Source organism: Actinomadura sp. 21ATH (assembly GCF_041951345.1).
Taxonomy (GTDB): domain Bacteria; phylum Actinomycetota; class Actinomycetes; order Streptosporangiales; family Streptosporangiaceae; genus Spirillospora.
In genome coordinates this window covers 43,690-68,919 of the sequence record NZ_JBGNUR010000018.1, presented here as the reverse complement: position 1 = coordinate 68,919, position 25,230 = coordinate 43,690, and the positions used below count along the sequence as shown (strand labels likewise).

General features: G+C 75.9%; 25 protein-coding genes and 2 pseudogenes. 10 read left to right on the top strand and 17 right to left on the bottom strand.

What is annotated here, in order from left to right; genetic code table 11:
* Positions 1 to 53 precede the first annotated feature (53 nt).
* The 6 genes from ACA361_RS34800 to ACA361_RS34775 form a co-directional block, all read right to left on the bottom strand.
* The gene (locus tag ACA361_RS34800; protein WP_375019217.1) at positions 54 to 1,847 is read right to left on the bottom strand and encodes a ferritin-like domain-containing protein; all 1,794 of its coding nucleotides are present in this window, start codon (positions 1,845 to 1,847) and stop codon (positions 54 to 56) included.
* Between the two features lie 65 nt (positions 1,848 to 1,912).
* Complete coding sequence (locus ACA361_RS34795) at positions 1,913 to 3,643, bottom strand: L-aspartate oxidase (protein WP_375019215.1); 1,731 nt, start codon at positions 3,641 to 3,643, stop codon at positions 1,913 to 1,915.
* Positions 3,644 to 3,707: 64 nt separating this feature from the next.
* A complete protein-coding gene (locus ACA361_RS34790) occupies positions 3,708 to 4,727 on the bottom strand; it encodes a class I SAM-dependent methyltransferase (RefSeq protein ID WP_375019213.1) in 1,020 nt (339 codons plus the stop codon).
* 73 nt (positions 4,728 to 4,800) lie between these two features.
* Positions 4,801 to 5,232 (bottom strand): cupin domain-containing protein, encoded by a 432-nt coding sequence (locus tag ACA361_RS34785; RefSeq protein ID WP_375019211.1) that lies wholly within the window; start codon positions 5,230 to 5,232, stop codon positions 4,801 to 4,803.
* A gap of 142 nt (positions 5,233 to 5,374) precedes the next feature.
* Positions 5,375 to 8,014: a cation-translocating P-type ATPase gene (locus tag ACA361_RS34780; protein WP_375019387.1), complete on the bottom strand. Its 2,640-nt coding sequence runs from the start codon at positions 8,012 to 8,014 to the stop codon at positions 5,375 to 5,377.
* Between the two features lie 85 nt (positions 8,015 to 8,099).
* A complete protein-coding gene (locus ACA361_RS34775) occupies positions 8,100 to 8,777 on the bottom strand; it encodes a response regulator (RefSeq protein WP_375019209.1) in 678 nt (225 codons plus the stop codon).
* Positions 8,778 to 9,065: 288 nt separating this feature from the next.
* Between ACA361_RS34775 and ACA361_RS34770 the strand changes: the two genes are divergently transcribed.
* Both ACA361_RS34770 and ACA361_RS34765 read left to right on the top strand, forming a co-directional pair.
* Entirely contained in the window at positions 9,066 to 9,368 is a 303-nt protein-coding gene (locus ACA361_RS34770) for a hypothetical protein (RefSeq protein ID WP_375019207.1), read from the top strand.
* Between the two features lie 215 nt (positions 9,369 to 9,583).
* Positions 9,584 to 10,402 carry an SDR family oxidoreductase gene (locus ACA361_RS34765; protein ID WP_375019205.1) on the top strand — a complete coding sequence of 273 codons (819 nt, stop codon included), beginning with the start codon at positions 9,584 to 9,586 and terminating at the stop codon, positions 10,400 to 10,402.
* 37 nt (positions 10,403 to 10,439) lie between these two features.
* Here ACA361_RS34765 and ACA361_RS34760 read toward each other — a convergent pair whose 3' ends face one another.
* Complete coding sequence (locus ACA361_RS34760) at positions 10,440 to 10,937, bottom strand: MarR family winged helix-turn-helix transcriptional regulator (RefSeq protein ID WP_375019203.1); 498 nt, start codon at positions 10,935 to 10,937, stop codon at positions 10,440 to 10,442.
* 106 nt (positions 10,938 to 11,043) lie between these two features.
* Here ACA361_RS34760 and ACA361_RS34755 point away from each other — a divergent pair, with 106 nt between their 5' ends.
* Positions 11,044 to 12,024 (top strand): alpha/beta hydrolase, encoded by a 981-nt coding sequence (locus ACA361_RS34755; protein WP_375019201.1) that lies wholly within the window; start codon positions 11,044 to 11,046, stop codon positions 12,022 to 12,024.
* Positions 12,021 to 12,746 carry an alpha/beta fold hydrolase gene (locus ACA361_RS34750; RefSeq protein ID WP_375019199.1) on the top strand — a complete coding sequence of 242 codons (726 nt, stop codon included), beginning with the start codon at positions 12,021 to 12,023 and terminating at the stop codon, positions 12,744 to 12,746. The genes ACA361_RS34755 and ACA361_RS34750 overlap by 4 nt, the downstream gene beginning before the upstream one ends.
* Positions 12,747 to 12,777: 31 nt before the next feature.
* On the opposite strand, the gene ACA361_RS34745 is transcribed toward ACA361_RS34750, so the two are convergent.
* Positions 12,778 to 14,511: a GAF domain-containing protein gene (locus ACA361_RS34745; protein ID WP_375019197.1), complete on the bottom strand. Its 1,734-nt coding sequence runs from the start codon at positions 14,509 to 14,511 to the stop codon at positions 12,778 to 12,780.
* Between the two features lie 115 nt (positions 14,512 to 14,626).
* Positions 14,627 to 15,376: a hypothetical protein gene (locus tag ACA361_RS34740; protein WP_375019195.1), complete on the bottom strand. Its 750-nt coding sequence runs from the start codon at positions 15,374 to 15,376 to the stop codon at positions 14,627 to 14,629.
* A 259-nt stretch (positions 15,377 to 15,635) separates the two neighbouring features.
* Here ACA361_RS34740 and ACA361_RS34735 point away from each other — a divergent pair, with 259 nt between their 5' ends.
* Together ACA361_RS34735 and ACA361_RS34730 are read left to right on the top strand one after the other, a co-directional pair.
* The gene (locus ACA361_RS34735) at positions 15,636 to 16,076 is read left to right on the top strand and encodes a universal stress protein (RefSeq protein WP_375019193.1); all 441 of its coding nucleotides are present in this window, start codon (positions 15,636 to 15,638) and stop codon (positions 16,074 to 16,076) included.
* A 17-nt stretch (positions 16,077 to 16,093) separates the two neighbouring features.
* Positions 16,094 to 16,627, top strand: a complete 534-nt coding sequence (locus ACA361_RS34730) for a GNAT family N-acetyltransferase (protein ID WP_375019191.1) — start codon at positions 16,094 to 16,096, stop codon at positions 16,625 to 16,627.
* Here ACA361_RS34730 and ACA361_RS34725 read toward each other — a convergent pair.
* From ACA361_RS34725 to ACA361_RS34705, 5 genes are all read right to left on the bottom strand, one after another.
* Positions 16,577 to 17,062, bottom strand: a complete 486-nt coding sequence (locus ACA361_RS34725) for a helix-turn-helix domain-containing protein (RefSeq protein ID WP_375019189.1) — start codon at positions 17,060 to 17,062, stop codon at positions 16,577 to 16,579. The two genes, ACA361_RS34730 and ACA361_RS34725, sit on opposite strands and share 51 nt — an antisense overlap.
* A 36-nt stretch (positions 17,063 to 17,098) precedes the next feature.
* Positions 17,099 to 17,929 carry an enoyl-CoA hydratase/isomerase family protein gene (locus ACA361_RS34720; protein ID WP_375019187.1) on the bottom strand — a complete coding sequence of 277 codons (831 nt, stop codon included), beginning with the start codon at positions 17,927 to 17,929 and terminating at the stop codon, positions 17,099 to 17,101.
* Between the two features lie 11 nt (positions 17,930 to 17,940).
* Positions 17,941 to 18,225: an enoyl-CoA hydratase/isomerase family protein gene (locus ACA361_RS34715; protein WP_375019185.1), complete on the bottom strand. Its 285-nt coding sequence runs from the start codon at positions 18,223 to 18,225 to the stop codon at positions 17,941 to 17,943.
* Positions 18,222 to 18,701, bottom strand: coding sequence for an enoyl-CoA hydratase/isomerase family protein (locus tag ACA361_RS34710; RefSeq protein ID WP_375019183.1), 480 nt, complete (start codon positions 18,699 to 18,701; stop codon positions 18,222 to 18,224). The genes ACA361_RS34715 and ACA361_RS34710 overlap by 4 nt, the downstream gene beginning before the upstream one ends.
* A 72-nt stretch (positions 18,702 to 18,773) precedes the next feature.
* The gene (locus ACA361_RS34705; protein WP_375019181.1) at positions 18,774 to 20,183 is read right to left on the bottom strand and encodes a phosphotransferase family protein; all 1,410 of its coding nucleotides are present in this window, start codon (positions 20,181 to 20,183) and stop codon (positions 18,774 to 18,776) included.
* 219 nt (positions 20,184 to 20,402) lie between these two features.
* Here ACA361_RS34705 and ACA361_RS34700 point away from each other — a divergent pair, with 219 nt between their 5' ends.
* Entirely contained in the window at positions 20,403 to 20,726 is a 324-nt protein-coding gene (locus ACA361_RS34700) for a PadR family transcriptional regulator (protein ID WP_375019179.1), read from the top strand.
* A 37-nt stretch (positions 20,727 to 20,763) separates the two neighbouring features.
* Here ACA361_RS34700 and ACA361_RS34695 read toward each other — a convergent pair whose 3' ends face one another.
* Together ACA361_RS34695 and ACA361_RS34690 are read right to left on the bottom strand one after the other, a co-directional pair.
* Positions 20,764 to 22,041: an APC family permease gene (locus tag ACA361_RS34695; RefSeq protein ID WP_375019177.1), complete on the bottom strand. Its 1,278-nt coding sequence runs from the start codon at positions 22,039 to 22,041 to the stop codon at positions 20,764 to 20,766.
* Positions 22,042 to 22,153: 112 nt separating this feature from the next.
* Positions 22,154 to 22,510, bottom strand: a complete 357-nt coding sequence (locus tag ACA361_RS34690) for a DUF6223 family protein (RefSeq protein WP_375019175.1) — start codon at positions 22,508 to 22,510, stop codon at positions 22,154 to 22,156.
* A 210-nt stretch (positions 22,511 to 22,720) separates the two neighbouring features.
* Between ACA361_RS34690 and ACA361_RS34685 the strand changes: the two are divergent.
* Positions 22,721 to 23,422, top strand: a pseudogene (locus ACA361_RS34685) (histidine kinase); the annotation flags it as partial.
* 263 nt (positions 23,423 to 23,685) lie between these two features.
* Positions 23,686 to 24,036: pseudogene (locus tag ACA361_RS34680) on the top strand (response regulator transcription factor); the annotation flags it as partial.
* On the opposite strand, the gene ACA361_RS34675 reads toward ACA361_RS34680, so the two are convergent.
* Positions 24,017 to 24,490: a MerR family transcriptional regulator gene (locus ACA361_RS34675; RefSeq protein WP_375019173.1), complete on the bottom strand. Its 474-nt coding sequence runs from the start codon at positions 24,488 to 24,490 to the stop codon at positions 24,017 to 24,019. The pseudogene ACA361_RS34680 and the gene ACA361_RS34675 overlap by 20 nt on opposite strands.
* Between ACA361_RS34675 and ACA361_RS34670 the strand changes: the two genes are divergently transcribed.
* Complete coding sequence (locus tag ACA361_RS34670) at positions 24,474 to 25,223, top strand: methyltransferase domain-containing protein (RefSeq protein ID WP_375019171.1); 750 nt, start codon at positions 24,474 to 24,476, stop codon at positions 25,221 to 25,223. The two genes, ACA361_RS34675 and ACA361_RS34670, sit on opposite strands and share 17 nt — an antisense overlap.
* The last annotated feature ends 7 nt before the right edge of the window (positions 25,224 to 25,230 follow it).

The window sequence follows — 25,230 nt, the reverse complement described above, 5'->3', positions numbered from 1 at the left end:
GGGCGTGCCGGGAGGAGACACGCCACGAGTCGACGCGGCGGGCGGGCCGGCGGCTACGGGCGGGGGTCGCCGGGGGGCGGGACCTCGCGGAAACCGATCTTGCGGTGGGTGCCGTCGCACAGCGGCTTGGCGGCGGAGTGGCCGCAGCGGCACAGGGTCATCCGGTTGCGGGTCTCCAGCGGCTCGCCGTCGGAGCGGTGCACGGGCACCCCGCCGGTGACCCACAGCGCGCTGGCCTGGCCGTCCTCCTCCTCGAGGACGGACACGGCCTGCGGCAGGTCCGCCTCGACGGTCTCCCCGCCGCGCTGGAGGGCGTAGCTGTAGGAGCCCGAGGGGCAGTGGTCGATCCGGCCCATGATCGCCGCGCGCACGTCGCTGTCGTCGCTGTCGTCGAGCATCTTCGCGATGGGCCGGGTACGGCCGATGCAGAAGGCCGCGTGGATGCAGAGCTCCCCGACGCGCTGGGCCGAGATGCCCGTCCCGTCGTGGACGTGCTGCAGCTCCTTGTACGGCGTGGTGATCGCGGCCTCGGTGCCGTCGAACCCGGCCCGGGCGTGGCTGCCGTCGCAGAACGGCTTGCTGCCGGAGCGGCCGCAGCGGCAGAGGGCGTAGGTGTCCTCGGTCGGCAGGTCCTCGCCGGTCTTCCAGGTCAGCGAGTCGCCCTCGGCGGAGACGATCTTGCGCTTGCGGCGCAGCGGGACCCGGCCGTACACGACGTACGGGCCGTCCGGCAGGACGACGACGCGGCGCTGCTCGCCCAGGCTCCAGCGGCGGTCCCGGGGCGGCACGTACTCGAAGGTCGGGCCGGCGGTGGTGCCGGCGCCGTCGGGCGTCCGCAGCAGCGCCTCGGCCTGCGCCTTGAGGGCGTACATGCTGCCGGTGGCGACCGCGAGCATCCTCGGGCTGCCGTTGAACGCCTGCTCCAGCAGGTGCAGCACGGCGCAGTAGGTGTGGTTGAACTCCTCCTGCGCGGTGCGCACGGGGTGCCCCGGGGGGTGGTCGGCGAGCCGCGGGTTCCGCCGCATCGGGCGGACGCCGGCCATGTCCACCGCGAGTTCCTCGCCGGTGGGCCCGGACTCCGGGGTGTCGCCGCGCCGGTAGCGGCGGCCGGCGAGCAGCTCCTGGAACCGGTAGTAGTGGCCGACCTCGTCCCGCTCGGGGTGGAAGACGTCCCGGTCCCCGTCCCAGACCTCGCCGCGGGCGGTGCCCTCGCCCTGCTCGACGATCTCGTCCAGCGCGGCCAGCGCCGACTCCAGGTCCCCGACGGCGATCAGCCGCCCGGCGGTGTGGCGGAAGTGCGCGCCGGTGATCTGCCGGGCCGGGTCGCCGCTGAACACCGCGCTCTCCCCCAGCCGCGCGCACAGCCGGTGCAGCCCTTCCTCGATCGCCTCGTAGAACTGCCCGATCGTGGCGTAGCCGTCGGCCTGGGCGGGGGCGCCCGGCGGCGCGGGCCGCTCGATGTCCAGGAACGTCTCCAGCGCTTCGGGCCCGAACGGGACCAGCGACAGCTCCACGCCGCCGTCGCTGTGCGGGAGCGGCCGCGGGTGGGGCGGCAGCATCCGGGGCGTGTCGAGGCGGGGCCGGCCGCCGACGGCGTTGAGCAGGTTCGCCGCCAGGGCCAGGTGCAGCATCTCCTCGGCGAAGACGCTGCCGACCACCTCGACGGCCTCCTTGTTGCGCTCGGCGTCGAGGGAGTACAGCGCGACCAGGTACGGCGGGAGGGTCGCGTGCTCGAGCTCGATCGCCCACTGGAGGTGCTCGCGCAGGCTCTCCAGCGTCGTCACGGCCCCCGTCGAGGCGGGCCCGGCCGCGGCCGCGGCGGTCGTCGTCTGCTCTGCATCGTTCATGAGTGCCTCGTTCCGGCCGCGTCGGCGGCCCGGGTGCGTGGGGTCGGTCGTGCGGGACGGGGCGCCTACTCCACGAGCTTTCCTTCGGAGGAGACATGGCGCATGAGGGAGGCGATCCCCTCGGGGATCGGCGGGATCGGCTCGCGCTCGACCTTGCCCGGGCCCGACCAGACCAGGTTGACCTGGAGCGCCGGGTCGAGGCCGGGATGGTCGGAGCGGTTGTGGCAGCCGCGGGTCTCGCGGCGCTCCAGGGCCGCCTCCAGGGTCGCGCGGGCGGCCAGCACGGTGGACTTCAGGTCGAAGGCGTGCGCGAGGTCCTGGTAGCCGGCGTTGTCGGGGTGGACGCCGAGGCCGCCGATGCGCGCCTCGACGGCGTCCAGCTCGGCAAGCCCGGCGCGCAGGCCCGCCTCGTCGCGGACGACGCCGCAGTGCTCGGTCATGGTGTCGCGGACGGCGCGCTGCAGCAGCCGCACGTTCTCGGGGCCGTCGCAGGCCAGCAGCCCGTCCACCTCCGCACGCGCCTCGGCGAGCGCGTCCGGGCAGCGCCGCTGGGCCCGCAGCCCGGCCGAGTGGGCGGCCGCCGCCGCGCCCACGATGCGGCCGAACACCAGCAGCTCGATGAGCGAGTTGCCGCCCAGCCGGTTGGCGCCGTGCAGGCCGCTGGCGGCCTCGCCGATCGCGTACAGGCCGTCCACGTCGGTCCCGTGGTCCTCGGGCCGCACCCACACGCCGCCCATGGAGTAGTGCGCGGTGGGCGCCACCTCGATCGGGTCGGTGGTGATGTCGAGCATCTGCAGTTCCAGCAGCGTCTGGTGGACGCGCGGCAGCCGCGTCATGATCGTCTCGCGGGGCAGGTGCGACACGTCCAGCCAGACGCCGCCGTGCGGGGTGCCGCGGCCCTGCTTGATCTCGGTGTACGCGGCCAGCGCGACCCGGTCGCGGGTGGACAGCTCCATCCGCTCGGGGTCGTAGCGCTCCATGAACCGCTCGCCGAGGGCGTTCAGCAGCGTGCCGCCCTCGCCGCGGGCCGCCTCGGAGACCAGCGTGCCGGCGGCGTCCTCGGGTTCCACCAGCCCGGAGGGGTGGAACTGGACGAGCTCGGGGTCGCGGATCCGGGCGCCGGCGAGCGCGGCCAGCCGGAACGAGTCGCCGGTGTTCTCGTCGCGCCGGGACGAGGTGTGCCGCCAGATGCGGGTGTGGCCGCCGGTGGCCAGGATGACCGCGTCGGCGTGGATGACGTAGCGGGTGCCGTCACCCAGGTCGAAGCCGTACGCGCCGAAGACCGCGTTGTCGCGCACCAGCAGCCGGGTGATGTGGACGGTGTCCAGGATGGGGACGTCCAGCCGCTCGGCCCGCCGGACCAGGGTGCGCTGGATCTCCAGCCCGGTGTAGTCGCCGCTGAACGCGGTGCGCCGCCAGGTGTGGGCGCCGAAGAAGCGCTGCGAGATCCGCCCGTCGGCCTCGCGGGCGAACGGCATCCCGTACCGTTCCAGGTCGGCGATGCCGCGGGCGGCGCCCTCGGTCACGATCCGCACGGTGCGCGGGTCGGCCAGCAGGTAGCTCTCCTGGAGGGTGTCGGCCGCGTGCTGCCGCCAGGTGTCCCGCGGGTCCATCGTGGCCAGCGCGGCGTTGATGCCGCCGGCGGCGAGCGTGGTGTGGGCGTCGGCCTTGGAACGCTTGCCCACCGCCAGCACGCCGACACCGCGCTCGGCCAGCTCGATCGCGGCCCGCAGCCCGGCGCCGCCGGTGCCGATCACCAGGACCGGCGCCGCGATCCGCCGCTCGGAAGCGTCCATGCTCGTACTCCTTGAAGGTTCGGGATGTTCGGTGCTCCGGGGACCCGGGGGCCGGCGGCTCGCGTCAGGTGTCCTCGCCGGGGCGGGGCTGCTGGTCGAGCGCCTCGGCGGCGCCGAGGAGGTCGCGCAGGCCGATCTCGTCGCGCTCGACGTCGGCCGGGTCGTACAGCCATTCGGACGGCGGCAGCGCGGCGGCCTCCTGCGGCAGGCTCGCCTCGGCCATGTCCAGCTCCGCCTGGACCTCGGTCTCGAACTCGCGCAGGAACTCGTGGTCGCCGGTCGGGGTGGTCATCGTTCCTCCATGCGTGACGTGGCCGTTCGCCGGGCGGCTGACGGCGTGGACGAGCCGCATCGCGACCTGGCCGGTGGCGAACAGGCGGGCGAAGCGCTCGTCCTGGTCGGCCGCCAGGGCGTAGGCGGGGTGGGTGCGGTGGCGCCGGGCGATGATCGCGGCGACCTGGTCGGCGCGCCGGGACCATGACCGGGGGGCGCCGCCGGGATGGCCGATCTCCTCGACCGGATCGAAGCCGGCGGCCCGGAGCAGCGCGGTGAGCTCCGCCCCGGTGGGGAAGTGGTTGCCGGCCGGAGCCGGGGAGATCCGCGGCCCCCGGGCGACGACGACGAGCAGGCCCAGGGAGGAGCCGGGCTTGAGCACCCGGTGGATCTCGCCGAGCAGCGCGGCCTTGTCCCGGAGCGTGCACAGCACTCCCAGGCACCAGGCGGCGTCCATCGACGCCGATCGCAGCGGGATGCGCCGGCCGTCCGCGGTGACGACCGGCAGGCCGAACAGCCGGGACGCGGCGCGGCAGGCGGCGGGCATCGGCTCCAGCAGGACCGGCCGGACCCCGAAGCGCTCGGCGGCCCACGCCGCCGGCCCGCCCGCGCCGGCACCTACGTCCAGCAGCCGGGTCCCGGCCGTCAGCTCGCACGCCTCGGCCAGCCAGGCCAGCGCGGCCGGGCTGGCGCTGCCGCGGCAGGCGGCCGGGATCGCGTGCCGCCGCCCGAGCGGCCCGAGCCGCTCGACGGCCTCGGCGGTCCACCCGGCGACGTCATCGAACTCGGCGGCCATCGCCGGCGCGGTCACCGCACGGCTCCCTTCGGTCCCAGCGTTCCCATCGGTCCCAGCGATCCCATCGGGTCTCTTCGCGGCCGGCCGGTCAGGAGTTCCGCGGGGTCCGGCGGTCCCGGCGCCGGGCGAGCTCGTCCTCGTCCACCAGCGTCAGCATCGGCTCGCCGGGGGCGCACAGCATCGTGACGGTGAAGCGCACCGGGACGTCGTCGCGGTTGTTGCCGTCCTGGTAGTGGATGACGTCGCCGCCGGGCTCCCAGAACGCCTCGCCGGCCCGCACCACCCGTTCCGGGGCGCCTTCCAGCTCCAGCAGCATCTCCCCCTCCAGCACCAGCCCGAACGCCGGGCCGGGGTGCCGGTGCGGCGGCGTCCCGGGGTCGCCCGGCGGGTACTCGATGATCACCGTCATCGCGTGGGCGCCTTCCGGGACGAACGGCGGCCGCGCCTCCTGCAGCACCGTCAGCGCGCTCTGCCATGCGTTCGACCTCGGCCTGCTCCCGGCCGCGTCGGTACGGGACATGCGGATCACCCTCCGTGTCTCTGGGGGACGGGGCCGGGCGATGACCGGCCGTTTCCTCACGTCCCTCACTCAACCCGGATCGCGGCGCCGGGATCAGGGGCGAAGGGAGCGGCGGCGCGGGGACCTTGGTCCCGCGTTCCCGTCAGCGGGTGCGGCGGCCGGGCGTTCGGCGCGACCCCCACTTGGCGAGTTCGACGAGCGCGTACGCGACGGCGGCCACGGCCGCGATGCGGGCCCAGGCCGGCGCGGGCAGGGGCGCGGAGCGGAACACGTCGTTCATGACGGGCGCGTACGTGTAGAGCGCCTGGATCGCGATGAGGGCGAGCGCGCCCGCGCCGACCCAGGGGTTGCGGCGGACGCCGCGCCACAGCAGCGGCCGGTCCAGCGACAGGCAGTTGAACAGGTAGGCCAGCAGCGTCGCGGCGAAGACGTTCACCACGACGGTGCGGGCCTGGGCGAGGGAGGCGCCGCCGGCCTGCTCCCAGTGGAAGAGGCCGAACGCGCCGGCGAGCAGGATCACCGAGACGAGCAGGATGCGCGCGGTCAGGGCGCGGGTGACGAGCGGCAGGGACGGGTCGCGGGGCGGGCGCCGCATGATGTCCTCGTCGCGGGGCTCGACGGCGAACGGCAGCCCGAGCACCAGCACGGCGGTCATGTTCAGCCACAGCACCTGGACGGGCAGGATCGGCAGCTCGCCGCCGCCGAGGATCGCCGCCATCAGCACCAGCCCGAGGCCGATGTTGGCGGGCAGCGACCAGACGATGAACTTCACCAGGTTGTCGAAGACGCCGCGCCCCTCCTCGATGGCGGCCTCGATGGACGCGAAGTCGTCGTCGGTGAGGATCATGTCGGCCGACTCCTTGGCGACCTCGGTGCCGCCGCGCCCCATCGCCACCCCGATGTCGGCCTGCTTGAGCGCGGGCGCGTCGTTGACGCCGTCCCCGGTCATCGCGATGACGTGCGACCTGCCCTGCAGCGCCTGGACGAGGCGGAGCTTCTGCTCGGGCGACACCCGGGCGAACACGGCGGTCTCCTCGACCGCGGCGGGCAGCTCCGCGTCCGGGCAGGCGGCCAGTTCCGTGCCCGTCATGGCGCGGCCGCGCAGGCCGATGCGCTCGCCGATGGCGCGGGCGGTGGCGGCATGGTCCCCGGTGATCATCTTGACCTGGACGCCGGCGGTCCGGCAGGCGGCGACCGCGCGCACCGCCTCCTCCCGGGGCGGGTCGTGCATGGCCTGGAGCCCGAGGAAGACCAGGCGGGGCAGCCCGTCGAGCCGGTCGGCCAGGGGGTCGACGGCGGCGCGGGCGAAGGCGAGCACGCGCAGCGCCCGGTCACCGTAGGCGTGGGCGACCGCGGTGACGCCGGCGGCGTCGAGGGGTTCGGGCGCGCCGTCCGCGCCGAGCTGCGCGCCGCACATGGCCAGGATCCGCTCCACCGATCCCTTGACGTAGACGTCGCCGCCCGCGTGGAGCGTCGCCATATACCGGCGCTCCGAGCTGAACGGGATCGCGTCGAGCCGTTCGGGGGCCTCGGTGATGCCCGCCTTGGCCGCGCTGACGACCAGCGCGCCCTCGGTCGGGTCGCCGACCAGCGTCCCCTCGGTGATCCGGGCGTCGTTGCAGGCCAGCCCGGCCAGCAGGCACTCGCGGACGGCCGGCCGCGGGGCGAGGTCGGCCGCCGCGCCGGCCAGCGTGACCTCGCCCTCCGGCGCGTACCCGAGGCCGGTCACCTCGTACAGGTCCCCGCCGGCGGCGATGCCGGTGACGGTCATCTCGTTCCGGGTCAGCGTGCCGGTCTTGTCGGTGCAGATGACGGTGGTGCTGCCCAGCGTCTCGACCGCCGGGAGGCGGCGGACGATGGCGTTGCGGCCCACCATCCGGGCCACCCCGAACGCCAGGGTGATCGTCACGACCGCCGGCAGGCCCTCGGGGATGGCGCCGACCGCCAGCGCCACCGCGGCGGTCAGCATCTCCGCGGCGGGCTGCCCGCGCAGCACCCCGACGGCGAAGGTGACGGCCGCCAGCCCGAGGATCGCCACCGTCACCACGCGGCCGAACCGGGCGATCTTGCGGGTCAGCGGCGTCTGGACGGACGTCGCCTGGTCCACGAGCCGGTGCACCAGCCCGATCTCGGTGCCGGCGCCGGTGGCGGTGACGATGCCGGCACCGGTGCCGTAGGTGGCGAACGTCCCGGAATAGGCCATGTTGCGGCGGTCGCCCAGCACGGCCTCGCCGAGGGGCGCCGGGTCCTTGGCGACCGGGGCGGATTCGCCGGTCAGCGCCGACTCGTCCACCTTCAGCTCGGCGGACCGGACCAGCCGCAGATCGGCCGGGACCTTGTCGCCGGCCTCCAGCACCACCACGTCCCCGGGGACGAGGCCGGCCGACGGCACGCGCGCGGGCCGGCCGTCCCGCACGGCCGTGGCGGTGGTGCGGGTCAGCGCGGCGAGCGCCGCGAGCGCCCGCTCGGCGCGGGCCTCCTGGGCGAACCCGACGATCGCGTTCACGATCACGACGCCGAGGATCACCACGGCGTCGACGTGCTCGCCCAGGGCGGCGGTGATGACCGCCGACACCAGCAGCACGTAGATCAGCGGGTTGTGGAACTGCAGCAGGAAGCGCAGCACCGGGCCGCGCCGCCGCGCCGCCGGGAGGGTGTTGGGCCCGTGCGCGGCCAGCCGCGCGGCGGCCTCCCCGGAGCCGAGCCCGCGGTCGGGGTCGGTGTCCAGGTCGAGCGCGACCTGGGCGGCGGTGAGCCGGTACGGCGGGCCGGAGGCGGTCATCGTCGTCACGTACCCAGGGTCGCGGCCGCGCCGCTCCGCCTGCCAGAGTCGAAGGTCCCGCCGGGGGCGCGCCCCCGACGGCCGGTCACGCGCGTTCGCGGCCCGCGGGCGTCCCGGCCTTGAGCTGGGCCGCGTAGGCGGCGGCCTGGGTGCGGCGCTGCATGCCCAGCTTGGCGAACAGGCTGGAGACGTAGTTCTTCACGGTCTTCTCGGCCAGGAAGATCCGGGCGCCGATCTGCCGGTTGGTGAGCCCCTCCCCGATGAGCTCCAGGATCTGGCGCTCCTGGTCGGTGAGGGTCTGCAGCGGGTCCTTGCGCTCCTGCCGCTCGCGGATGCGCCGCAGCATCCGGGCGGTGGAGCGGGGGTCGAGCAGCGACTGGCCGGAGGCGACGGCGCGGACCGCGCCGACCAGGTCCGTACCGTGGATCTGCTTCAGCACGTACCCGGCGGCCCCGGCCATCACGGCGTCGAACAGCGCGTCCTCGTCGTCGAACGAGGTCAGCATCAGGCAGGCGACCTCGGGCATGGCCGAGCGGATCTCGCGGCACACGGTGACGCCGTCCCCGTCGGGCAGCCGCACGTCCAGGACGGCGACGTGCGGCCGGGCGGCCGGGATTCGGGCCAGGGCGTGGCCGGCGGTGCCGGCCTCCCCGACGATCTCGATGCCCTCCTCGGCCGACAGCAGGGCGGCCACGCCGCGGCGGACGACCTCGTGGTCGTCCATCAGGAACACCCGGATGCTCTCCCCGGACCCGCCGCCCATGGCACCGTTCTCCCTCGCCGCCGCTGGGGCGGAATCGCGCGGACTGACGCGTTGGACGCTACCCGCGCGGCCGGGCCGCCCGGAAGACCGCAGGTCCCGAGGCCCCCGGGACCAAAGTCCCGGCAGGCCGCCGCAATGGAACGCATGTCCCCCGCCCATCGTCCCCGTCGCCGTCGCCGTCGCACGGGCGATCCGGCGCGGAGGGGAGGGACATATGGGGCCATTGGGGCCTCCTCGCGGGCCCTTCGTCTCTGACCGGCCGGCGGGCGGCCCGGCGACGCTGGGCCCATGAAGACGAGACTGTTCCGCACCTCCGCCCCGCAGCCCGGCGACCGGGCCGGCACGGACGTCCATCCGTTCGCGGCCGGGATCCTGTGGTCGGCCGCCATCGCGAAGGCCGAGCATTCCTGCTGCTGCACCGCCCGGCCGGTGGTCGCGGCCGTCCTCCGCGCGGCGGACGGGCGGCCGGCGGAGCTGCTGTTCTGCCGCCACCACTTCATCGCCTCCCGGCAGGGACTGGAGGCCGCGCACGCGACCGTGTACGACGCCCGGGGCGACCTCGTGACCGGCGGTGACGTCCGCGTCCCGTGACGCCCGCCGCCCTGCCGCGGCCGCGCGGGGGCGCGGTCCGCGCGCGCGGCCGTACGCCTTGACGACAGGACGGCGGCCCGATCCGTGACACCCGCGGCGGGGGGAATCCGCTGAAGGGGCGAATGTGGCCGGGCCTGTCACAGGCCGGCGCGCTGCCCTGTCGTACCTGGCGACCGGGCGGCGACGGGCGCCCCGGCGAGCGGGAAAGGTACGACATGAGGATCGTGGTAGTCGGCGGCACCGGCCTGATCGGGTCGAAGCTGGTGGCCGGACTGGGGGCGCGGGGCCACGAGGCGGTGGCGGCGTCGCGGCGCACCGGCGTCGACACGCTGACCGGCGAGGGGCTCGCGGAGGCCCTGGCAGGGGCGGACGTGGTGGTCGACGTGGCGGACCGCCCGGCCCGGGAGGACGGCGCGGTCACGGAGTTCTTCGAGACCTCCACCCGCAACCTGCTGGCCGCGGAGGCGGCGGCGGGCGTCGGGCACCACGTCGCGCTGTCGCTGGTGGGGACGGGGCGGCTGCCCGGCCGGGGCCACTTCCGGGCGAAGGCGGCGCAGGAGAAGCTGGTGGAGGCCGCGTCCGTCCCGTACTCGATCGTGCGGGCCACGCAGTTCTTCGAGTTCGCCCGCGCCATCGCCGACGCGGGCGCGGCGGACTGCAAGGTGCGGATGGCGCCGGTGTACTTCCAGCCCGTCGCCGCCGACGACGTCGCCGGGATCCTCGGCGGGATCGCGGCGGGGCCGCCGCTGAACGGGCGGGCCGAGGTCGCCGGGCCGGAGCGGTTCAGGATGGACGCGTTCTTCCGGCACGCCATGCCCGCCTGGAACGACCACCGCGAGGTGCTCACCGACCCGCGCGCGCCCTACCTCGGGGCCGAACTGGACGAGGGGACGCTGCTGCCCGGCGCGGACGCGCTCCTCGGTACGGTCCGGTACGGCGACTGGCCGGGCCGGATCGCGGTGGGCGGCCGGCCCGCGCCGATCCGCCTCGGCTCCGTCCGGCGCCGCAGGCTCCCCTCCTACGCCCGGCACTGAAGCGGTGCGGGAGGGAGCGCGCGCGGCCGGGACCGCGTCAGGAACGGGCGGATCCGGCTCCCGCCGCCGCGTCGGCGTCCGCGACCTGGTTCGCGCGCTCGACGATGAACCGCAGCAGGTCCTGGGCCTCCCGCGCCCGTTCCGGAGTGAAGCCGAAGACGTCGCAGATCCGCTGGTAGATGCCGGGGGCGTGCCGGCGCAGCGCGTCGCCGTCGCCGGTGAGGGCGACGATGACCGTCCGCTCGTCGCTGGGGTTGCGGGTGCGGCGCAGCAGGCCGCGGCCCTCCAGCCGCTTGAGCAGCGGGGTCATGGTCCCGTAGTCCAGCTGCAGCAGCCGGACGAGCTCGCGCACCGGCAGGTCGCCGTTCTCCCATAGCGCCGCCAGGACCAGGTACTGGGGATAGGTCAGGCCCAGCGGTTCCAGGAGCGGCCGGTACACGGCGGTCATCGCGCGGGACGCCGCGTGCAGGTCGAAGCACACCATGTCGTCGAGGCGGACGGCTCCGTCCCCCTGAGTGTTCGCCGAACTGTTCACGTGAGAAGCCTACCAAGATTCCCTCACCCCCCATTGCCTCGTACGCAAGGCAATGGTGTACGTTGAAAAAGCAGGCAAGTTGATTGAGACGAAAGGGAAGGCCCACATGAGCAGCCACATCCTGGAGCCGGCCGCGCGGGAGCTCGCGGACGCGACCTCCAAGCCGCCGTTCCTGTACGAGCTGGGAACCGAGGGGGCCCGCAAGGTCCTGGACGACCTCCAGGCCGCGCCGGTCCCCATGCCCGAGGTGGACGAGAAGTGGATCACCGTGCCGGCCGAGGTCGGTGACGTGCGGGTCCGGATCGTCAAGCCGGCCGGTGCCGGGGACGGCCTGCCGGTCGTGCTGTACGTCCACGGCGGCGGCTGGGTGCTGGGCAACGCCGGCACCCACGACCGCCTCGTCCGCGAGCTGGCCGCCGGCACCGGCGCCGCCGTCGTGTTCGTGGAGTACGACCGCTCGCCCGAGGCCCGCTACCCGGTGGCGATCGAGCAGGCGTACGCCACCGCCCGGTGGATCACCGCGAACGGCGCGCGGGAGGGGCTGGACCCGGCGCGGCTGGCGGTGGCGGGCGACTCGGTCGGCGGGAACATGACCGCCGCGCTGACCATCATGGCCAAGCGGCGCGGCGACGTCCGCTTCGTCCACCAGTCGCTGTACTACCCGGTCACCGACGCCGCCCAGGACACCGCCAGCTACCGCGAGTTCGCCGACGGCCCGTACCTGACCGCCAAGGCCATGGCGTGGTTCTGGGACGCCTACACCACCGACCCCGCCGAGCGCGCCGAGATCACCGCCTCACCGCTGCGGGCCACCCTGGACGACCTGGCCGGGCTGCCGCCCGCGTACGTGATCGTGGACGAGAACGACGTGCTGCGCGACGAGGGCGAGGCCTATGCCCGCCGCCTCACCGAGGCCGGCGTCCCCACCACCAGCGTCCGCTACAACGGCACCCTGCACGACTTCATGATGCTCAACCCCGTCCGCGAGACCCGTGCGGCCTCCGCCGCCATCGCCCAGGCCGTCGCCGCCATCAAGCACCACCTGAACACCGGACAGACCGGACAGACTGGAAAGGACGCGTCATGAGCACCACCGACCGCCCCATCGCCGTACTGGTCCACGGCGCCTTCGCCGAGTCGGCCAGCTGGAACGGCGTCATCGAGCGGCTGCGCGAGCGCGGCCTGGACGCGGTCGCGGCGGGCAACCCGCTGCGCGGCGTGGCCGGTGACGGCGCCTACGTGCGCGACGTGATCTCCGCCATCGGCCGGCCGGTCGTGCTGGTCGGCCACTCCTACGGCGGCATGGTCATCACCGAGGCCGCGGCCGGCCACCCCGCCGTGCGCGCCCTGGTCTACGTCGGCGCCTTCACCCCCGAACCGGGCGAGACCGCGTTCGACCTGTCGGGCAGGTTCCCCGGCAGCACCCTGGGCGACGCGCTGACCGCCTACCCCCTCACCGGCGGCGGCACCGAGCTCCGCATCACCGGGGAGAAGTTCCACCACCAGTTCTGCGCCGACGTCGACGCCCGCGAGGCCGCCCTGATGGCGGCCACCCAGCGGCCGGTGACCCAGCGGGCCCTGACGGACGCGATCTCGGTGGCGGAGCCGGCCTGGCGGACCGTCCCGTCCTGGTTCGTCTTCGGCGAGCGCGACCTCAACATCCCGGCCGAGCTGCTGCGGTACATGGCCGAGCGCGCCGGCTCGCGCGGGACCCGCGAGATCGCGGGCGGCTCGCACGCGATCGCGGTCTCCCGGCCCGACGCCGTCGCCGAGACCATCCTCGAGGCGGCCGGCGAGGTGAAGGACTAGCGGCCCCTCCACGGGCGGCGGCGCCGGCGCGCTACTCCGCGCCCGCGCCGCCGTCCAGCGGCACGGACCAGCGCAGGACCGTGCCGCCTTCCGGGCGCGGGCCCGCGGTGGACGAACCGCCCAGGGCCCGCGCCCGCTCGCGCATGTTGCGCAGGCCGCTGCGGCGGCCGGTCCCGGAGATGCCGACCCCGTCGTCCTCGACCCGCAGCCGCAGGACGTCGCCGACCTCGACGACCACGGCGGCCTCGGTGGCGCGGGCGTGCCGGGCGATGTTGGACAGCGCCTCCCGCACCACCGCCAGCAGATGCTCCCCGATCTCCTCCGGGACGAGGGTGTCCATCGGCCCGTCCAGCCGCTCGGTCGGGGCGAAGCCGAGGCGCTCGGCGGCGGCGTCGACCACCGCGTGCAGGCGGCCGCGCAGGCTCTCCTCCCCGTCCGCGGTGGCCTGCAGCGCGAAGATGGTGGAACGGATCTGCCGGATGGTGCCGTCCAGGTCGTCCACCGACCGCTGGACGCGGGCCGCGACGTCGGGGCGCTCGGTCATCTTGATCGCGCTCATCAGCGTCATCGCGGTGGCGAACAGCTGCTGGATCACCGTGTCGTGCAGGTCCTTGGCGATCCGGTCGCGGTCCTCCAGCAGCGCCAGCCGCTCGGCGTCGCGGCGCCGGTCGGCCAGCTCCAGCGCGACCGCGGCCTGCGCCGCGAACGCCTCCATGAGCCGCTGCGCCGAATCGCTGAACGGCGTCCCGCCGGGCGGGTTGACCACCGTCAGCACGCCGCGCGCCGAGGCGCCCTGGCCCAGCGGGACCGACAGCAGCGGGCCCACCTCCAGGTCCAGCCGGAAGCCGGTCCTGCGCAGGGGCTCCTGGCCGTCCACCAGGCGCAGCGGGGTGCCGCTGGTGTAGACGCCGCCCCCGATGGCCCGGTCGATGGGGACGCGCAGGCCCGTCAGCGCGCCGGCGCGCTCGCCGTCGGCCGCGACGATCACGATCTCGCCGGTCTCGTCATCGGCCAGGCCGATCGCCGCGAGACCGGCCCCGACGACGTCGCGGACGCGCCGGACCACCAGGGCGATCGCCTCGTCCGGGTCGGTGCCCGACAGCAGCGCGGTGGACACCTCCGCGGCCGCCTCCAGCCACCGCTCGCGCCACCGCGTCTCCTCGTACAGGCGGGCGTTCTCGATCGCCACGCCGGCCGCCGTGGCCAGCGCGGCGACCACGATCTCGTCCTCTTCCCCGAACGGCTCGCCGCCGGCCTTCTCGGTCAGGTACAGGTTGCCGAACACCTCGCCGCGGACCAGGACCGGCATCCCGAGGAAGGCGCGCATCGGCGGGTGCCCGGCGGGGAAGCCGTGCGCGTCGGGATGGCCGTTGAGGTCCTTGAGCCGCAGCGGGCGCGGCTCCCTGATCAGCAGGCCCAGGATGCCGTGCCCGTGCGGCCAGTGGCCGATCCTCCCGATCTCCTCGTCCGTCATCCCGACGGTGACGAAGTGCGCCAGCCGCTCGCCCTCCTCGGACACCACGCCCAGCGCCGCGTACCGGGCCTCGGCCAGGGTGGAGGCCGCCTCGGTGATGCGGCGCAGCACCGTGTTCAGATCCAGCTCGCCGCCGATGGAGACCACGGCCTCCAGGAGCGCGTGCGCCCGGTCCCGCGTCCCCCGCACCGCCTCCAGCCGGGACTGCAGCTCGGCCAGCAGGTCGTCCAGCGGGAGCTGCGGCAGGATCAGCCTGGCGCGCTCGTCGCTGGGGTGGTGCCCATGCGGCATCGGCCGGTCCCCCCTCGCTCAGAATCCTCCCATTCCACCATCACCGGCGATCGACTGGAACGGTCCCATCACGAGCGGGAACGGGAAACCGGCCGGATGTGGCCGCGGCCGGATGTCACATCCGCCCTGGTCGTACGGTACGTCCCCCGTCCGGCGCCCCCAGCCGGAGGAGCACCTGCGGGTACCACTCGTCGCAGAACCGCGCGCGGATCGACTCCCGCCGCCCGGGCGGCTCCAGCGCCCCGGGGTGGAAGGCGGCGGCCAGGCCGTCCTCCGCGGCGCGGAGCAGCATCCGCTGCATCGCCTGGCCGGCGCGGAGCCAGTCGAGCGTCTCGTCCCCCGGTGTGATGATCAGCACGAGCAAGCCGCCCGCCGGGGCCGCGGCCTGGACCAGGCGCACGCCCTCGTGCTCGGCCTCCGCCCTCAACTCCCGGCGCAGCGCCGGATCGATCCCGCCGGGCCGGAACGCGCCGCCGTGCGTGCGCCGGTGCCGTACCGCCCGGTACAGCCGCCGCGCGCGCTCGTCGCCGGCCGCCGGCCCGCCCGCGCGGACGCCGGCGAGCAGGTACGGCCGGTCGGGATCGGGCAGCAGGTCGATCCGCGGCTCGTAGCCCAGGGCCCTGATCGCGACCCGCAGCGTGAACAGGGCCGCCCCGCAGCCGATCAGCATCTCCCGCCCGTCGGGGTCGGCGGCCTCCAGCAGCGGGTCGGCGGCCGCGTACAGGCCGATCCCGCGTCCCAGCGCGCCGAACGTCCACGGCCGCGTGCCGCGCAGCGACGGCGCCCGTTCCGCGGCCTCCCGCGCCTCCCGCACGGCCTCCTCCGCCGAGCGGGCCGCGAGCTCCCGCGTGCTCACCGGTGTCATTGCGGCTCCTTGTCAGCGGGCGACGGCGAACTGGGCGGCCCGGGCGGCGCCGGCGGATCCGCCGGTGCCCACGACGACGGGGTCGGACATCTGCCTCAGCTCCTCGGCGGGACGGCTCCCGGATCACGGCGCGTGCCCGTCCAGCGTCGTCCGGCCGGCGCGGCCGATTCAGAGGCGAAGGTCCCGGCCGGTTCGGGTCCCTCGGCTCTTCGGCCGGGACGCGCCCACGGGTGGGATGGAAGCCGTGAAGGAGGTCCCCATGCAGGTGCTGCCCGCCCAACGATGCGTCATCGTCGGCGTCGACGGGTCCCCGAACTCGATCGCCGCCCTGCGCAAGGCCGCCGCCGAGGCGCGGCTCCGGCAGGCCCGGCTGGAGGTCGTGCGCATCCTCGTGCCGGGTTCCGCGGCGTGCTCCGGCCCGCGGGAGAGGCTGAAGGAGTGGCTGCGGCTGCGCTCCGTGGTCGCCCGCACGGTGCCGTTCTCCCAGCACGTCACCACCCGGCTCCGCATCGCCCGCGGCCGGCCCGGCGAGGTGCTGTCCGCGGCGGCCGCGCACGGGGAGCTGGTGGTCATCGGCGCCCGCTCGCACTCCGAGTACGGCAACCCGCTCGGCGGGGACACCGTCCCCGCCGTCTGGGAGCACACCCGCTGCGAGCTCATCATCTGCGCCGACCAGAACGCGAACGCCGTACCGGAATGACATCGGGGGGACCTGAGATGACGCACGAACTGCACTCCGAACGCCTGCTCCTGCGGCCGTGGACGGCGCGGGACGCCGCCGGCGCGATCGACGTCTACGGCACCGCCGAGGTCGCGCGCTGGCTCAGCCCGGCGATGGACCGGGTGCCCGACCTGGCGGCGATGCGCCGGGTGCTGGAGGGGTGGATCGCCGAGGACTCCGCGCTGGTCGTGCCCGGCGGCCGCTGGGCGGTCGAGAGCCGGGAGACCGGCGGCGTGGTCGGCGGCGCGACCCTGCTGCCGCTGTCACCCGACGAGGCGTACGAGATGGGGTGGCAGCTGCGGCCCGGGGCGTGGGGCCGCGGCTACGCCACCGAGGCCGGGCTGGCCGTGGCGCGGTGGGCGTTCGAGCAGGGCCTGGAGGAGGTGATCGCGCTCGTCCGGCCGGCGAACCGGCGCGCCGCAGCGACGGTCGGGCGGATCGGCATGGAGTGGGTCGGCGAGACGGACAAGTACCACCGGCTACGGCTCCAGGAGTACCGCCTGCGCCCCGGCGACCTGCGAGCGGCCTGACGCCCGGCCGCCTCCCCGGCGGGCGCGCTCCGGGCGGCACGAGGCGGCGCGGTCCGTCACCGCCCGGCCCGCGGCGCGGCGGTAGTCGGCGGGCGGCACCCCGGCCAGCTCCGTGAAGCGGGCGGTGAACGCGTCCGCGGGCGGGCGGCCGACCGCCGCGCGGACCTCGGCGACGCTGAGGTCCGCGCGGCGCAGCAGCGCCATCGCGCGCTCGACGCGGCGGGTCAGCTGGTAGGCGTCCGGCGGCTCGCCGTACGCGAGCAGGAAGCGGCGGCCGAGCTGCGCGGCCGGCATGCGCGCGGCGCGGGCCAGCGCCTCGACGTCCAGCGGCTCCGCGTACTCCCGGTCGATCCGATCGCGGACGCGGCGCAGCAGCGTGAGCTCGCCGCGCCGCCACGCCTCGGTGAGCGCGCGCGACCAGGCGGGGTGGCACATGGCAGGACTCCCTTCACGGACGTCTCGGCGATCATGCTAGGAACGGCTCCGGGGCCCGCGCTTCTCGATTCCTGACCGATGCGGCCCGGCGGCCCACTCCCCGGTGAACGTCGGCTCGCGCTTCTCGTTGAACGCGGCGAAGGCGGCGGGCGCGTCGGCGGTGGCGAAGTTGATCGTCTGGGCCCGGGCCTCGGCGGACAGGGCCTCGCGCATCGTCCGGTCGGCGCCCTCGTTGAGCAGCGCCTTGGTCTGCGCCAGCGCCACCGGCGGGCCGGCCGCCAGCCGGGCGGCCAGCTCGGCGGTGTACGCGGCGATGCCGTCCGGCTCGGCCAGGTGGGAGACCAGGCCCAGCCGGTGCGCCTCGGCCGCGTCGATCATCTCCGCGAGCAGCGCCAGCCGCTTGGCCTGGTGCAGGCCGACCAGCCTGGGCAGCAGCCAGGAGCCGCCGAAGTCGACCGAGAGGCCGCGGCGGGCGAAGATCTGCGAGAACCGGGACCGCGGGGTGGCGACCACCAGGTCGCAGCCCAGCGCCAGGTTCCAGCCGGCGCCGACCGCGACGCCGTCCACCCGGGCGATCGACGGCTTGGGCAGCTCGTGCAGCAGCAGCGCCACCTCGTTCACGCCGCGCATCCGCTCCAGCGGGTGCCCGGCCGCCACCCCGCCGGACAGGTCCGCGCCGGCGCAGAACGCGCCGCCCGCGCCGGTGATGACCAGCGCGCGCACCTCCGGGTCGCGGCCGGCGGCGGTGAGGGCGTCCCCCAGCGCCGCCCACAGGGCGGCGTCGATCGCGTTCCTGCGGTGGGGCCGGTTCAACGTCAGCGTCAGCACCCCGCCGTCACGGTCGGCGAGCAGCACCTCTTCGGCCATTCCGTCTCCTTTCAGCGGCCGACGTAGTTCGGCGCCCGCTTCTCCAGGAACGAGCGGACGCCCTCGCGGTGATCCTCGGTGGCGAACAGCTCCCCCAGCGTGGCGCTCACCCAGGCGCCGAGGCCGTCCCAGTCGGGGTCGAGCGCGCGGCGCAGCCCGCGCTTGAGCGCGGCGACGGCCAGCGGCGGGTTGGCCGCGATCCGCCCGGCCAGTTCCAGCGCCTCGGGCAGCAGCCGGTCGTCGTCGACCATCCGGCCGACCAGGCCGATCCGCTCGGCCCGCCCGGCGTCGATCACGTCCCGGTCAGCAGCAGCTCGGCGGCACGCTCGCGGCCGACGAGCTGGGCGAGCCGGGCGATGCCCGCGACGTCGCTGCACAGCCCGCGCTTGACGAACAGCTCGCCGAACCGCGCCCGCCGCGCCGCGACCCGCAGGTCGGCCATCAGGGCCAGCTCCATGCCCCAGCCCACGGCGGGCCCGTTCACCGCCGCGATCACCGGGACGTCGGTCTCCAGCAGCGCGGCGGCGGCCGGGGTGAGCCGCGGCTCGGGCCTGGGCGCGGTGCCCGCGCCGCCGCCCATCAGCTCGCGGACGTCGTCCCCGGAGCAGAACGACCGCCCGGCGCCGGTCACCACCAGCACCCGGGCGGTGGTGGAGCGCACCAGCCCGGTCAGCTCCTCGTACGTCCGGCGGCGCAGCGCGTTGTGCACCTCGGGGCGGTCCAGCGTGATGATGCCGACGTGCCCGTCGATCGCGTACCTCACGTCCGTCATGGCGCTCCTCGGCGGCCGAAGGATCTTCCGGTTGAACGTACGTTCAACCCTGCGCCCTGATCGGGCGGCGCGTCAACGCCCGGGCAGGGGCCGGTAGCGCGGGTTGGCCACGTCGAGCCGGTCGTCCACCGCGGCCCGGACGGCGGCGAGGAGCGCCGGGTCGTCCGCGTCGATCTCGCCGGAGCGGACGGCCGCGGCCAGCGCGGCCCGGCCGTCGTACCCGAGGGCGGCGAGGCGCTCGCGGTGCCGCCGCTCCTGTTCCGGCCCGAGCGCCAGCTCGCGCCCGACGCCGTCGAGCACGTTGGCCGCCACCCGGGCCAGGAAGTTCAGCCGGCCGTCGGTCGCCGGCATCAGCTCCGCGCGCAGGAAGTGCGCGACCGCCCCGACCAGGTCGGCGGCGGACGGCGTGCCGTGCAGGTCGGACGCCGCCGCGGGCCCGGGCGCCGGGCCGGCCGGCGCGGGCGGGACGCCGAGCGCGAGGAGCAGGTCGTGCTCCTGCTCGCAGACCCGCCGGCCGATCGCGGCCAGCTCCACCGAGGGCGCCTCGCCCGACAGGTGCCGCTCGGCCATGGCCCGGCAGCCGACCGCCCATCGCGCGGTGCCGTACACCTGCCACCACAGCACGTCCGCCGGGTCGGGACGCTCGCCCGCGACCTCGGCGTAGCCGTCCAGGAGCCGGTCGACGGTGCCGAAGCCGCCGGCGGGCAGCGGGGAGCCGAAGCGCCAGCACTTCACGCACAGCCAGCCCAGGTCCTCGCGGGGGTCGCCGCGGTGCACCAGCTCCCAGTCGAGGACCGCGCGCAGGCCGTCCGGCCCGATGATGAGGTTGCCGGTACGGAAGTCGCCGTGCACCAGGGCGTCCGGGATCGGGGCGGGACGGTTGCGCTCCAGCCACCGCAGCGCGATCTCGACCGCCGGAAGCGGCTCCCCGAGCGCGTCGTAGCCCTCCCGGAGGGCCTCCAGCGGCTCGTGAGCCTCCAGGCCGGGGACGTCGTCCGGCGGCACCGAGTGGACGCGGGCCAGGGTGCGGCCCAGCTCGGCGGCCATCGTCTCGCGCGCGGCGGCGTACTCCTCCTCGCGCAGCAGCCGGCGCGCGATCGTCTCGCCGTCCACATGCTCGGTGATCAGGTACGGGGAGCCGACGATCCCCGCGTCGGTGCCCGCGTCGACCAGCCGCGGCACGGGCACGCCTGCGGCCGCGGCGGCGGCGATCGCGGCCGCCTCCCGGGCCATGGCCGCCGCCTCCCGCGCCCCGTGCCCGGCCTCGCCGACGGGGTCGCGGCGCAGCACCAGCCGCCGCCGGGCGCCGCCGGCGGACGCCGTGAAGGACCACGTCTCCCTGCTGGCGCCGCCGGTGAGCCGGGCCAGCCCGGAGACGGCCGTCCCGGCTCCGAGTACCGCGGCGAGGCGGCGCTCCAGGAGGCCGGCGAGCACGCCCGGGTCCGCCGCGCCGGCGCCCTCCGCGTGAACGGGTGCGGTCACCGCGCACCCCCGTGCGGAACGGTCGAATCCACAAGATCCTCCTGAACGATCGTTTAGTTAGCATGGCATTCCACCCGAACCGCGGGAAGAGGGGAGCGCGCAGATGCGCGAGATCCGCTACGAGGCGTCCGCCGGCGCCGGGTCGCCGGAAGGTGAACGGGCGGGGAACGCCGGTAGTATCGGGGGCCGATATCGGGACGGTGACCGGTCGGAGGGGCCATGCGGGAGTTCCTGCGCGGGGCGATCCGGCTGCACATCCTCCACCACGCGGCGCGGGGCGAGGTCCACGGCGCGTGGATGGCCCGGGAGCTGGCCGGGCACGGGTACCGGATCAGCCCGGGAACGCTCTACCCGACGCTGCACCGGCTGGAGGCCGAGGGGCTGCTCGTCTCCGAGCAGCGGGTGGTCGAGGGCCGGGTACGGCGCGTGTACGCGGCGACCGAGGCGGGCCGCGCCGCGCTGGCCGCGGACCGCGCGGCACTGAGGGAACTGGCGCGCGAGGTCCTCGGCGAAGGCACGCCGCACGACCCGCTGACCCGCTGACCCGCCGTCCGGTCAGGCCCGCCGCCCGCGCGCCCGGTCAGCGGCGGCGCGCCGTCACCAGCCGGCGGGCCCCGTACCAGGCGGCACCGGCGGCCAGCACCGCGCCGCCCGTCAGCACTGATGGGAGCGGCAGGGCGAACGCCAGAGCGAGGCAGCCGGCCAGGCCGAGCACGGGCACGGCGCGTACCGGCCGCCCTTCGGCGGGGGCCAGCGTCCACGCCGAGGCGTTGGCGACGGCGTAGTAGACCAGCACGCCGAACGAGGAGAAGCCGATGACGCCGCGCAGGTCGGCCGTCGCCGCCAGGACCGCCACGACGGCGCCGACCGCGAGCTCGGCGCGGTGCGGCACCCCGTACCGCGGGTGGACGGCCGCCAGGGCGTGCGGCAGGTGGCGGTCGCGGGCCATGGCCAGCGTGGTCCGCGAGACGCCCAGGATCAGCGCCAGCAGCGAGCCCAGCGCGGCGGCCGCGGCACCGGCGCGGACCACCGGCGCCAGGCCGGGCGCCCCGGCCGCGCGGACGACCTCGACGAGCGGGGCGGCGGCGCCGGCCAGCGTCCCGGCGCCGAGGACGGCCAGCGCCGCGGCGGCCACCGCCGCGTACACGGCCAGCGTGATGCCCAGCGCCAGCGGGATCGCGCGCGGGATGGTGCGGGCGGGGTCGCGGACCTCCTCGCCGAGCGTCGCGATGCGCGCGTACCCGGCGAAGGCGAAGAACAGCAGGCCCGCCGCCTGGAGCACGCCGCCCGCCGTGGCGTCCCCGCCGATGTCCAGCCGCGCGGCGGCCGCCTCGCCGGAGGCGAGGGCGGTCACGACGACGGCGGCGAGCACGGCCAGGACGGCGGCCACGATGACGCGGGTGACCAGCGCGGACTTGCGCACCCCGAAGTAGTCGACCGCCGTCAGCGCCACCACGGCGGCCACCGCGACCGCGTGCGCCCGGTCCGGCCACGCGTACAGGCCGGCGGTCAGCGCCATCGCCGCGCACGAGGCGGTCTTGCCGGTGACGAACGCCCATCCGGCGAGGTGGCCCCAGAAGTCGCCGAGCCGTTCGCGGCCGTAGACGTAGGTGCCGCCCGAGGCCGGGTAGCGTGCCGCCAGCCGCGCCGAGGACGTGGCGTTGCAGTACGCGACGGCTCCGGCCAGCGCGAGTCCCAGCAGCAGTCCCGACCCGGCCGCGCGCGCCGCCGGGGCGAGCGCCGCGAAGATGCCCGCGCCGATCATCGACCCGAGGCCGATCACGACCGCGTCGGACACCCCCAGGCGCCGCCGCAGGTCCCCCGCTGGTCCGGTACCGGTCGGCGGCGGCTGGCTCATGGTGCGCTCCTCGGCGATGCTCCCCGGCTGCGCGGAGCCGTCGGCTTCAGGTCCCGATATCGGATCACGATATCGGAATCGCGCGCCCGGCCCTTGCGGTCCCGTGCCGCCGTCAGGGGGCGCGGCGGGAGCGGCCCAGGGCCAGCCCGCCGAGGAGCACGGCCACCAGCCCCACCGCGAGGGCGACGATCGCGCCGCCGAGCCCGTTCCCGGTGCCGATGCCGCCGCCGGACGTGACCATGACGAGCCCGCCGGCGGCCGTGCCGAGCAGTCCCGCCGCCAGGGCCGCGACGGCCGCGCGCCGGGCCGAACGTGCCACCGCGAGCCCGCCGGCGACCACGCCGGCCACTCCGAGCAGCGCGGCGACGATGGCGCCGGCCCGGCCCGCGCTCATCGAGTAGGTTCCGGCCGCCGCCGGGCCCGCGGTGTACTCGGCCGCCGTCGCGGCGAGCACGGATCTGATGGACATGGGGTGCTCCCTCCAGGAATGGACGTCCCGATGATGTCCGCCCGGACCGCCGCCGGTCGTCCGGCGAGCGCGGACACTTCGCGCTGCCGCCGGTGCCGCACCCGGCTACGGCGGGCGCCGCAGGAACCGCGCATGTACCGCGGACGCGGTAGCCGGAGGATCGTCCGCGCGCAGGAGCCGCCCGCGCGGGCGTCGGGCTAGTGTGCGCGCATGGGCAGGGGACGGATCGCCGCCGCGGAGTGGGCGATCGCCGCGGGCGTGGCGGCGATACTGCTGGTCACCGGGATGTCGGGGCGGCACTCCGCCACCGGCGCCGGCCTGCTCGGCTACGCGCTCCTGGTCGCCGGCGGCCTCGCGCTGGCCGCGCGCCGCCGCGCCCCGGTCCCCGTCCTGGCCGTCACCGGGCTGTGCGCGGCCGGCTACCAGGCGGCCGGTTTCGACGTGCCCGCCGTCGCCTTCCTGTTCGCTGTGTACGCGGCCGTCCGGGCCGGGCACCGCGCCGCGACCGTGGCGGCGAGCGTGGCGATGATGGCGGCCCTCCCCGTCGCCGCCCTGGCCTCGGGCCTGCACGACACCGGCGAGGCGTTCGCGCAGGCCAGGGGCGCCCTCGAACTGGCCTGGCTGATCGCCGCCGGGGCCGCGGGCGAGGCGCTGCGGCAGGCCGAGCGGCGCGCGGACGAGGCCGAGCGCACCCGGGAGGAGACCGCGCGGCACCGCGCCGCCGAGGAGCGGCTGCACATCGCGCGGGAGCTGCACGACTCCCTCACCCATCAGATCTCGATCATCAAGGTGCAGGCCGAGGTCGCCGTCCACGTGGCGCGCCGGCGCGGCGAGCGGGTGCCCGAGGCGCTGCTGGCGATCCAGGAGGCCGGCCGGGAGGCGACCCGGGAGCTGCGCGCGACCCTGGAGGCGCTGCGCGACGACGACACGGCCCCGCCGCGCGGGCTCCAGGACGTGCCGGAACTGGTGGAACGGGCCAGCACGGTCGGCCTGGACGCGACGCTGACGATCGAGGGGCGGGAGCACGGCGTGCCCGCCGCGGTGGACCGGACGGTGTACCGGATCGTCCAGGAGTCGCTCACCAACATCGTCCGCCACGCGGACGCCACCACGGCGTCGGTCCGGATCGACTGCGGCCCGGACGCGCTGGCGGTGCGCGTCGACGACGACGGCAAGTCAAGGACATCGTGCCGGAGGACCTCCTGCACTCCGTGCGCGTCGCCGCGCGCGGCGACGCCCTGCTCGCGCCCTCGATCACGCGCCGGCTCATCGGCCGGTACGTCACCGGGCCGCCCGGCCCGGCCGCCGGCAAGGGGCTGGAGGAGCTGACCAACCGCGAGCGCGAAGCCGTCGCGCTGGTGGCGAACGGCCTGTCCAACGACGAGATCGCCGCCCGCATGGTGATCACCCCGATGACGGCGAAGACCCACGTCAACCGGGCCATGACGAAGCTCCACGCCCGCGATCGCGCGCAGCTCGTCGTCCTGGCCTACGAGTCCGGCCTGGTCACCCCGGGGAGCCGTTGAGGCCCGGCACGTTCCCGCCGATCCGGCCGGCGACCAGCGACCGGTAGTTCGGGCACTCGGTGATGTCCTCGTAGTCGCAGGCCAGGCCGCCCTCCAGGAACTCCACGGCGGCCCGCATCTCCGCGATCTTCCGGACGAGCGCGTCGCGGTGGCGGCGCTGGATCTCCCGGCGCCTTCCGATGTCGGTGGTCGCCAGCATGTCGCGGATGTCGGCCAGCGCGAGGCCCGCCTCCTTGGCGAGCAGGATGCTCGCGACCCGGTAGAGGTCGGAGCGTCCGTACCGGCGGCGGCCGCCGGCCGCCCGCGCGGGCGAGAGCAGCCCCATGGTCTCCCAGTGGCGCAGTACATGCGTCGCCAGGCCGAAGTGCCCGGCCAGCTCGCCGATGCTCAGGGTCGCGCTTGACTTCATGTCGACATTAAGTCGCAGCATGGCGCGCATGTCCAACGAGACCATCGAAGCCCTCGTCACCCAGCTCGACGCCGTCGACGAGACCCCCGGCGCCGCCGCGCAGCGTGCGCGCTCGTACGAACTCCTGCGCGCCGCCCCGGGCGCGCTCGTGGCCGACGTCGGCTGCGGCGCCGGCCGGGCCGTCGCCGAACTGGCGGACCGGGGCGTGCGCGCGCTGGGGATCGACGTCAGCGATCAGATGATCGCGCTGGCGCGGCGGCGGTGGCCGGCCGGCGAGTTCCGCCTCGGCGACGCGTACGCCCTGCCGGTCGGGGACGGGGAGGCCGCCGGCTACCGGGCCGACAAGGTCGTCCACGCGCTGGCCGACCCGGAGCGGGCGCTCGCCGAGGCGCGGCGCGTCCTCGCGCCGGGCGGGCGAGTCGTGCTGTGCGGCCAGGACTGGGACACGTTCGTGATCGACTCCGCCGATCCGGAGCTCACCCGCACCATCGTGCGGGAGCGCGCCGACCAGGTGGCGTCGCCGCGCGCCGCCCGCAAGTACCGCAACCTGCTGCTGGACGCCGGCTTCCTTGACGTGACGGTGGAGGTGCACACGGGAGTGTTCACCGGCGCCCCGTTCCTGCCGGTGCTCGTCCGCCTCGCCGAGGTCTGCCGCGAGCGCGGCGCGATCACCCGCGCGCGGGCGGACGCGTGGATCGCCGACCAGCGCGAGCGCGCCCGCGCCGACCGGCTGTTCGCGGCCGTGCCGATGTTCATGGCGGCGGCGACCGGCCCCTGAGGGCACG

Bases quoted from the DNA above. Each gene is read 5' to 3' on its own strand.
- ACA361_RS34800 (WP_375019217.1), bottom strand. From the start codon at position 1,847: ATGAACGATGCAGAGCAGACGACGACCGCCGCGGCCGCGGCCGGGCCC.
- ACA361_RS34795 (WP_375019215.1), bottom strand. From the start codon at position 3,643: ATGGACGCTTCCGAGCGGCGGATCGCGGCGCCGGTCCTGGTGATCGGC.
- ACA361_RS34785 (WP_375019211.1), bottom strand. From the start codon at position 5,232: ATGTCCCGTACCGACGCGGCCGGGAGCAGGCCGAGGTCGAACGCATGG.
- ACA361_RS34780 (WP_375019387.1), bottom strand. From the start codon at position 8,014: ATGACCGCCTCCGGCCCGCCGTACCGGCTCACCGCCGCCCAGGTCGCG.
- ACA361_RS34775 (WP_375019209.1), bottom strand. From the start codon at position 8,777: ATGGGCGGCGGGTCCGGGGAGAGCATCCGGGTGTTCCTGATGGACGAC.
- ACA361_RS34770 (WP_375019207.1), top strand. From the start codon at position 9,066: ATGAAGACGAGACTGTTCCGCACCTCCGCCCCGCAGCCCGGCGACCGG.
- ACA361_RS34765 (WP_375019205.1), top strand. From the start codon at position 9,584: ATGAGGATCGTGGTAGTCGGCGGCACCGGCCTGATCGGGTCGAAGCTG.
- ACA361_RS34755 (WP_375019201.1), top strand. From the start codon at position 11,044: ATGAGCAGCCACATCCTGGAGCCGGCCGCGCGGGAGCTCGCGGACGCG.
- ACA361_RS34750 (WP_375019199.1), top strand. From the start codon at position 12,021: ATGAGCACCACCGACCGCCCCATCGCCGTACTGGTCCACGGCGCCTTC.
- ACA361_RS34745 (WP_375019197.1), bottom strand. From the start codon at position 14,511: ATGCCGCATGGGCACCACCCCAGCGACGAGCGCGCCAGGCTGATCCTG.
- ACA361_RS34740 (WP_375019195.1), bottom strand. From the start codon at position 15,376: ATGACACCGGTGAGCACGCGGGAGCTCGCGGCCCGCTCGGCGGAGGAG.
- ACA361_RS34735 (WP_375019193.1), top strand. From the start codon at position 15,636: ATGCAGGTGCTGCCCGCCCAACGATGCGTCATCGTCGGCGTCGACGGG.
- ACA361_RS34730 (WP_375019191.1), top strand. From the start codon at position 16,094: ATGACGCACGAACTGCACTCCGAACGCCTGCTCCTGCGGCCGTGGACG.
- ACA361_RS34725 (WP_375019189.1), bottom strand. From the start codon at position 17,062: ATGTGCCACCCCGCCTGGTCGCGCGCGCTCACCGAGGCGTGGCGGCGC.
- ACA361_RS34720 (WP_375019187.1), bottom strand. From the start codon at position 17,929: ATGGCCGAAGAGGTGCTGCTCGCCGACCGTGACGGCGGGGTGCTGACG.
- ACA361_RS34710 (WP_375019183.1), bottom strand. From the start codon at position 18,701: ATGACGGACGTGAGGTACGCGATCGACGGGCACGTCGGCATCATCACG.
- ACA361_RS34700 (WP_375019179.1), top strand. From the start codon at position 20,403: ATGCGGGAGTTCCTGCGCGGGGCGATCCGGCTGCACATCCTCCACCAC.
- ACA361_RS34695 (WP_375019177.1), bottom strand. From the start codon at position 22,041: ATGAGCCAGCCGCCGCCGACCGGTACCGGACCAGCGGGGGACCTGCGG.
- ACA361_RS34690 (WP_375019175.1), bottom strand. From the start codon at position 22,510: ATGTCCATCAGATCCGTGCTCGCCGCGACGGCGGCCGAGTACACCGCG.
- ACA361_RS34670 (WP_375019171.1), top strand. From the start codon at position 24,474: ATGTCCAACGAGACCATCGAAGCCCTCGTCACCCAGCTCGACGCCGTC.
- ACA361_RS34675 (WP_375019173.1), bottom strand. From the start codon at position 24,490: ATGGTCTCGTTGGACATGCGCGCCATGCTGCGACTTAATGTCGACATG.